We start from the raw sequence: 7,278 nt of genomic DNA, 5'->3' as shown, positions 1-7,278 counted from the left end.
GGACTTCGACACCCAGGCCATCGAGCCGAGCGGCAGACGATAGCCGACCGGGCTGTCACCGGGAATCAGCACCAGCTTTTCCTGGCGCAGCGGCCAGGTACTGGAAAGCCAGACCGGGCCCTGCTGTGTCATGCGGCGGTTGATCGGCAGGGCGAACCCCACCGGCTCGTTCAGGCCGCGGGTGAAGACGCGGGCCAGACGCTCGCGCTCCTCCTTGTCCTCCAGCTTGCTGTTCAGCGGATCGACGTTGATGGGGAGCTGCGATTCCTTGCGCAGGTAGTGCCAGGGGTCCTCATAGGCGCCGAGGACCAGATTGGGGTCGAGGCCCAACCGCTTCGCCAGCGCCATCAGGTAGACGCCAGCATCCTGGGCGGTGTGGCCATAGTCGGTATCCTCGCGGGCCAGCAGGTCGCTGTTGGCCCACAGTGCCTCGCCATCGCGGCGCCAATAGACGGTCATCGCCCAGCGCGGCAGCGATTCGCCCGGGTACCATTTGCCCTGGCCGAAATGCAGCAGGCCGCCGGGGGCGAAGCGGGCCATCAGGCGATGGATCAGGTCGGCGGCCATTTTCCGCTTCTGCGGACCCAGCGCCGTGGTGTTCCATTCCGCTCCATCCATGTCGTCGATGGAGACGAAGGTCGGCTCGCCCCCCATGGTCAGGCGGACGTCCTCCGCTTTCAGATCCTCGTCAACCCGGTGGCCCAGCGCCTCGATCGAGGCCCATTGCTGCTGGCTGTAGGGTTTGGTGACTCGGGGCGCTTCGTAGATGCGGGTGACCGACATCTCGTGGCCGAAATCGACCTCAGCCTCATCGACCATGCCGGAAATCGGGGCGGCGGAGGAGGCGTCCGGCGTGCAGGCCAGAGGGATGTGCCCCTCGCCCGCCAGCAGGCCGGAGGTTGGGTCGAGCCCGACCCAGCCGGCACCGGGCAGGAACACCTCGGTCCAGGCATGCAGGTCGGTGAAATCGCTTTCCGGACCGGACGGGCCGTCCAGCGCCTTCTGGTCCGCGGTCAGCTGGATCAGGTAACCGGAGACGAAGCGGGCGGCCAAGCCCAGGTTGCGCAGGATCTGAACCAGCAGCCATGCCGAATCGCGGCAGGAACCGGTGCGCTTGGTCAGCGTCTCGGCACAGCTCTGGATCCCCGGTTCCATCCGGATGACATAGCCGATCTCCTGCTGAAGCCGCTGATTGACCGCGACCAGGAAGTCGATGGTCGGCGTCTTCTCGCGCGGGATGTCCTTGAGATAGGCGGCGAGCTCGGGACCCGGCTCCTCCGTCTCCAGATAGGGGCGCAGCTCGCGCTGCAGCCAGTCGTCATAGGCGAAGGGAATGTGGTTCGCCTTCTCCTCCAGGAAGAAGTCGAAGGGGTTGATCGCGGCGATCTCGGCGACCAGATCGACCTCGACGATGAACTCGCGTGTTTTTTCCGGGAAGACGAAGCGGGCCTGGAAGTTCGATTGCGGATCCTGCTGCCAGTTCAGGAAATGCTGCTTGGGCGTGACCTTCAGGGAGTAGCTGAGGATCGGTGTCCGGCAATGGGGCGCCGGACGCAGCCTGATGATTTGTGGGCCGAGGGACACCGGCCGGTCGTAGCGATAGATCGTCTTGTGATTCAGCGCGACGTGGATCGCCATGAAAACCCCGCCTCATGCCTGTTCGATGATGGTCGCGCCCCGGTTCGCTCCAGGGTCGCTGCCACAACGGTAACACCGATAAATCCGCCCCGACAGGGCGCCCCGCCGCCGATGCTATCGCAGTTGCGAAAAAGTCACGAAGTTGCGGAGGGAACGCGCTGCGGCTTTCTTCCGTTCGCGTTACGCTTTATATCCTCAGAGCACGGGGTATCGCTACGGCGGAAATTCGCGTCTGGATGGTGTCGGTGGCGGCTTCTTCACTATTGGGCGGCAACCGCGGTTCCGGCGGTATGGGCGACACCGGGTTCGGCGGTGCCGGGCGGGGAGTCGTGACCGGGAAATACTTCAACTTCAAGCCGTTGCCCCCGCCCGCGGATATTCTCGGCAACCCTTTGGTGGTTCCCAATCTGCCGACGCACAAGCTGCCGAAGGAGACCTTCGGCAGCCGGGTGAAGCGTTTCCTTGCCAGGATCAACCTGGGCAAACAGTCGGCGGAAAGCCGTCTGCGCTGGAAACTGTACGACACCATCCAGGCGACGATGGCGTCCTTGTCGCCCGCTGTCACGCTGGTGGCGGAAAAGCGGGCTCCGGCGAAGCGCAAGAAGCTGTCGGTTCCCGTGATTGTCGTCCGCCACCCCTATCACCTGCGCCATGTGTTCGAGCTGCTGCCGAATATCCCCGACACGCTGGCGGCGGAGCGGCGCTTCCTTGAGTTGCTGATGACCCGTGCATTGAAGCGTTATGGTGAGCAGATGGCGCTGATCAAAGGCAGCGCCTTTTCTTTCGAGCACGAGGCACGGGAATATTTTTTTGCAGGTTTTCGGCTGGAGAAGCAGATCAAGAAGGTAAGCAGTCCGGACGAGCGGTTCGCTACCTTGCAGGCGATCCACACCAACTATTTCCACGGCCGGAACTACTATTATTTTGCGCTGCTGCGGCGGGAGAAGCTGGCGCCTGACAACAAGCTTTTCATGCTGTTCGCCCGTGCGGCCTATTTCATGGCGCGGATCGACTGGAACGGCGAGTTGCTGGAAAAGCCGAATCCCCGCATGCTGCCCAAGCGCGACGACATGCTGTTTTTCGTGGAGCGTGACAAGTCGGTCGTGACGCGCTATCGCAGCGATCAGGATTTCCAGCGTCAGGTCAAGGCCGTGCTGGAGGCATTTCCGGCTTCGTGACGTTCCGTTTCCCGACCCAAGGTTTCCTGCGATGCGCGTCCTGTCCCTGGTTGGCGGTCTTCTGGCTGCCGGCTCCCTGTTCGCGGTGCTGACCGCGGTTCCGGCCCTCTCGGCTCAGGCCGATATGTCCTCGCCGGAGGCCGCCACCCATGCGCCGCCCGACTGCGAGGGGGCGGAGACGCCGGTGGCAAAATTGATTTGTCGCGATCCCACCCTGGCAACGGCCGGTGCGGCGTTGGACGCAGCCCTGGCGGCGCTGGCGGCAACCACTGACGACACCGGGCGTGCGGCGATCGAAGATGCCCAGACGGTGTGGCGCGCACGGCGGGACGAGGCCTGTCAGGTGACAGCCGCCGACCTTGCCGACGCCAAGGCGACGAAGACCCGCAGCGAATGTCTGGCGCGCGTCATCCGCCAGCGCACAATCGCGCTGGAAACCGAAACTCAGGCCCGGTCGCGTCCGGTCGCCGACCTGCCGTTGTCGGTCAGCGGGGCGGCCACTCGCCGATTCTCGACGCCCGAACCGCAGGGGCAAGCTTTCAACCGCAAGGTCGTGCTGTCGACGCTGGCCGCCGCTGGGCGAAGGCCGATCAAACGACCTCACAGCGATCGATGATTGCCGCAGCTCCTTCCTTGAAATTGGGGCCGATCGCGGACTGCATGCGGTGGATTCGCGACTGCCGCTGTTCCCTTTGAACGGCACGCTGGCAGCCGACAGCGACCCTGTGCGAGGGGTGGCGCTTCTGCCGGCCGTTCCAGCGGAGGGGGAGACGAGGGCTCCGTTGGCGACCCTGCGCCTGCTGCCAGCCGATTTGCCGCGTCAGGACCGGTTGGTCCTGCGCATGGAGCCGCCATCGACCTTCGCCGCCGAATTTGTGCGCTGCCGCTAAATAAGCGACACCAGGAAGCGGACGGTCATCGACAGTCGTTCTCCCGGCGGCAGGGTGATCACCCCGGCGCCGGGTTCCTGCTGCCGGTTCAGCGCGTCGGTCATATGGGTGACCGGTTCCAGGCACAGATAGGGCTCGCCTGCCGGGGCATAGACGATCAGGTGCCCGACCGGCCCGTCGGCCAGCATCGTCAGACGCAACCGCTCCTGCGGCCGCTCCAACGTCGCGGAACCGGTCCAACCGGTGAAACCGTTGTCCAGCACCGGATGGTCCATCGTTACGCCATGGCGGAAATCCCACGCCGCGGGCACCGGCCGGTTCCGGTAGGGCAGGATGGTGTCGTCATTCTCCCAGACGCTGCGGACATCGGCGGTCACGCGGGTGCCCGGTGTTTTGACGAAATAGGGATGCAGCCCCAGTCCAGCCGGCATGTCGCTGTCCGACTCGTTGAAGAGGTCGAGCGCAACAGTCAGCCCTTCGCCGTCCAGAGCCACCGTCTGCACCGCCCGATAGCTCCAGGGCCAGTCGTCTGCCCGGTGGGAGAATCCCATCCGCAGGGCGTCGTCGGTCCGAGCCTCAACGCTCCACGGATTGGACCAGCCATGACCGTGGATGCGGTGCGGCGATCCGGGATCGGTGGCCAGGACGACCTCCCGCCCCTGGAAGACGAACCGGCCGCCACCGATCCGGTTGGAAAAGGGAACCAGCGGAAAGCATGCCATGTCCGGAGCGAAATCGCCTTCCAGCGCACGGTCGCTGGCGCGACGGAACAGCTCGACCGGACCACCGGAGCCGGACAGGCTCCAACTCGCCAGCGAGCCGCCGCAATGGGGAGCCGCGGTGAGCGTCATCGGCCCATGCCGCAACGCGATGACGGTGCCGGTCCGGATCATGCGTTTCTCCCATCGTCAGCGTCCCCTGTTTTATCGCACATGCGAAGGCTGAAGGAAACGACCGCCGTCGCCAGCGGACGGGATGGCGCAATGCTGACACAACTGATGTGTTTTTGATGAAAAATGTGGGCATCGTACACCCGTCATTTACCCTCGCTGCGCAACGATGCCAGACTGGCGATCCAAGATGGTGGGTGTGGCATGCCCGCCGTTACGGCCGGCTGCATCGATAACGCCGGTGGACCATCATTGTTTCAGCGTGGCTGCATTGTCCGTCACCTTCTGGAAAGGCCCGTAGTGTCCACTCCCCAGCTCAACCGCACGACGCCGACTGTCCAGTCGGCCATGGGCACGCTCGATGAGGCGGAGCTGTGCGGCACACTGGCGGACTACCATGCATTGCCGGCGCGATTGATGATCGGGGTTGTGCTGCGGTCGTACCTGGACCCGCTGCGTTTGACACCGACGGAGGTGATCCACCTTGTCAAGCCGCTGAAATCCTGCCTGGAGCAGGGAACCCTCATCGAGGCAGCCATTACTCGGATCGCGACCGTCCAGGCCCGCGCGCCGGGCCAGGAATTGCAGCTGCGCCGCCGTGCCATCCGCGCCGCGGTGGATGAAAGCTGGGCCAAGGCACGCACCGCCCAGGCCGCCTTTTCCGCCATGCCCCGCGGCCGCAAGCCGGTCGATTGGCTGCTGACCCAGGGTGTGAAGACTCCGACCGGCGATGCGGATTACGATCTGCGTGTCGCCATCGCCCTGGAACTCGTCGACTGCAAGAGCTGGACCGGCAAGCTGGATCGCCTGCTGGAACTGCATCAATGGGATCGGGACGAGCGGCTGTCCATGGCCGTCGATGGGGTCATCGGCGACATCCTGGCCTCCACCTCTGCGGGGGCGGAGCTGTTCGGGGCCAATCTGTTGCCGGGGACGCTTCTGGCGACCCTGTGCGATCTGCTCTTCGGCCGAATCGGTATGGAGGCCATCGGGCCGAACCGGATCGGCGTGCTGAACGCCTTGTTCCGTCAGGGCAAGCTGGCCCAGGCGAAGGCCGCCGTGCTCGACCGCATCCGCCGCCAGTTGAAGGCGCCCCAGCCCCTGGGGCGCGGCGCCTTCGACCAGGAGAAGGAGATGCTGACAACGCTGGTCGCTCACCTGCTGACCCGCGACGGCCTGATCGGTGGCGCGGCGATGGCCGACGCACTGACCGTGCGCTTTTCGCGCCGGCTGGAACAGGGCGGTGCCAGTGCCTACCGCCGCTCGATCGTTGGGCTGGGCGAGGGGCAGTCGGACCTGATCTGCCGCATTCATTACCTGACCCGCATCGCGGCGGCACCGCCGGCCGAACGCCACGCCGACGAGATCCTTGCCTCGCTTGAGGCCGCCATCAGCAACGAGCTGCTGATCGAGAACATGTTGGTGCAGACGCCGGACATTGCGCTGCTGGAGCGCGATTTTGCCCGCGCGCTGGCCGCCATCCGGTCCGCCCCGCTTCCCTCGGATGCCTGTGAACGGATCGCCGTACGTGCCGAACGGGCAGTCGACGAGTATGTGAAGACCGGTCAGCTTGCCGTTCGCCTGCGGCAGATGGAACCGGTTCAGCGCCGCCGCACCATCCGCTTGGCGGAGGTTGCCTGCTCCGACCTGATCCGCGAGGATGGCGCCCTGCCGCTGATGCGGCAGCACATCCTGGAAATCGTCCGCCAGCCTCAGTTCCAGGCCGAACTCGCCCAGCCGGAGAGCGAGGTCGCCCAGGCCGAGGTCCGCCGGCTTCTTGAACTGCTGGACAGGTTGCGCCAGATGGCGACAGTCCCAGCGCCACCGCCTGTCCTGCCAGCCGTCGTTCCCCCTGCGGTTCCGGCCGCCACAGTGCAGGTGGCGGGGCCGGTCACCGTCGATGCGGTGGCGCTTCAGGCGCAGGGGGGGGCGCGCAACGGGATGCGCGGAGCCGAGACGATTCTCCACCCGGCCAGCCAGCAACTGGCCGCCGCCGGCTCCTCCATGCCGCCGTCCCCGGCACCGAGGAGCGGGCCGGCGGCAAATTTGTGCCCGAGCTGCTATGCCCCCCATGGGGGCGCCGGGGCCTGCGGCAGCTGCGGCTTCCCCGCGAAGTCGGACAACCGGCCCGGCGTGCATCTGGTGCCCGGCACCATGCTGCATGGACGCTACCGGGCTGGGCGGGTGCTGGGGCAGGGTGGGTTCGGCGCCACCTATCTGGGTTGGGATGACCGGCTGCGGGTGAAGGTGGCGATCAAGGAGTATTATCCGGCCAACCTGATCGCCCGGATTCCGAACTCCCCGGCGGTATCGCCCTTTTCCGACGAGCATGCGGAGACCTTCGCCGCCGGGCTGGAACGATTCCTGGAGGAGGCGCGGACGCTGGCGCGCCTGCGCGACGTGCGTGAGATCGTCGGCGTCCAGGATTTCTTCGAGGAGAACGGCACCGCCTATCTCGTCATGGAGCTGCTGGAAGGCCGCACCATGAAGAAATATCTGACCGACTGCGGTGGCCGGATCGATGTGAAGAGAACCCTGTCCGTGGTGATGCCGATCGCCAAGGCGCTGCAGGCCATCCATGACCAGGGACTGATCCACCGTGACATCAGCCCGGACAACATCTTCCTGAGGCCGTGCTTCCCCAGCTTGCGACCCAGGCGGCCCAGCGCGCCCACGCCATCG

Annotated in this window: 6 protein-coding genes; 4 read left to right on the top strand and 2 right to left on the bottom strand. The window is 65.6% G+C overall.

What is annotated here, in order from left to right; translation table 11 throughout:
* The coding region (locus I71_RS19015) for a transglutaminase family protein (protein WP_042696518.1) at positions 1 to 1,638 on the bottom strand (1,638 nt) is incomplete at its 3' end.
* A gap of 236 nt (positions 1,639 to 1,874) precedes the next feature.
* Here I71_RS19015 and I71_RS19010 point away from each other — a divergent pair.
* The 3 genes from I71_RS19010 to I71_RS37555 are packed head-to-tail and all read left to right on the top strand — an operon-like array spanning position 1,875 to position 3,706.
* Positions 1,875 to 2,816: a hypothetical protein gene (locus I71_RS19010; protein WP_042696516.1), complete on the top strand. Its 942-nt coding sequence runs from the start codon at positions 1,875 to 1,877 to the stop codon at positions 2,814 to 2,816.
* A gap of 31 nt (positions 2,817 to 2,847) precedes the next feature.
* A complete protein-coding gene (locus I71_RS19005; protein WP_042696514.1) occupies positions 2,848 to 3,432 on the top strand; it encodes a lysozyme inhibitor LprI family protein in 585 nt (194 codons plus the stop codon).
* Positions 3,433 to 3,481: 49 nt separating this feature from the next.
* Entirely contained in the window at positions 3,482 to 3,706 is a 225-nt protein-coding gene (locus I71_RS37555) for a hypothetical protein (RefSeq protein WP_148294283.1), read from the top strand.
* Here I71_RS37555 and I71_RS19000 read toward each other — a convergent pair.
* A complete protein-coding gene (locus tag I71_RS19000) occupies positions 3,703 to 4,599 on the bottom strand; it encodes an aldose 1-epimerase (protein ID WP_042696512.1) in 897 nt (298 codons plus the stop codon). The two genes, I71_RS37555 and I71_RS19000, sit on opposite strands and share 4 nt — an antisense overlap.
* A gap of 297 nt (positions 4,600 to 4,896) precedes the next feature.
* On the opposite strand from I71_RS19000, the gene I71_RS18995 reads away from it, so the two are divergent.
* A partial coding sequence (locus I71_RS18995) for a protein kinase (RefSeq protein WP_244433920.1) occupies positions 4,897 to 7,278 on the top strand: 2,382 nt, incomplete at its 3' end.

Origin of the sequence: Azospirillum sp. B506, from assembly GCF_000333595.1 — a bacterium.
GTDB lineage: Bacteria > Pseudomonadota > Alphaproteobacteria > Azospirillales > Azospirillaceae > Azospirillum.
The sequence above is the reverse complement of the archived record's forward strand: the minus strand, read 5'-3'. Positions and strand labels throughout refer to the sequence as shown.

Bases quoted from the DNA above. Each gene is read 5' to 3' on its own strand.
- I71_RS19010 (WP_042696516.1), top strand. From the start codon at position 1,875: ATGGTGTCGGTGGCGGCTTCTTCACTATTGGGCGGCAACCGCGGTTCC.
- I71_RS19005 (WP_042696514.1), top strand. From the start codon at position 2,848: ATGCGCGTCCTGTCCCTGGTTGGCGGTCTTCTGGCTGCCGGCTCCCTG.
- I71_RS19000 (WP_042696512.1), bottom strand. From the start codon at position 4,599: ATGATCCGGACCGGCACCGTCATCGCGTTGCGGCATGGGCCGATGACG.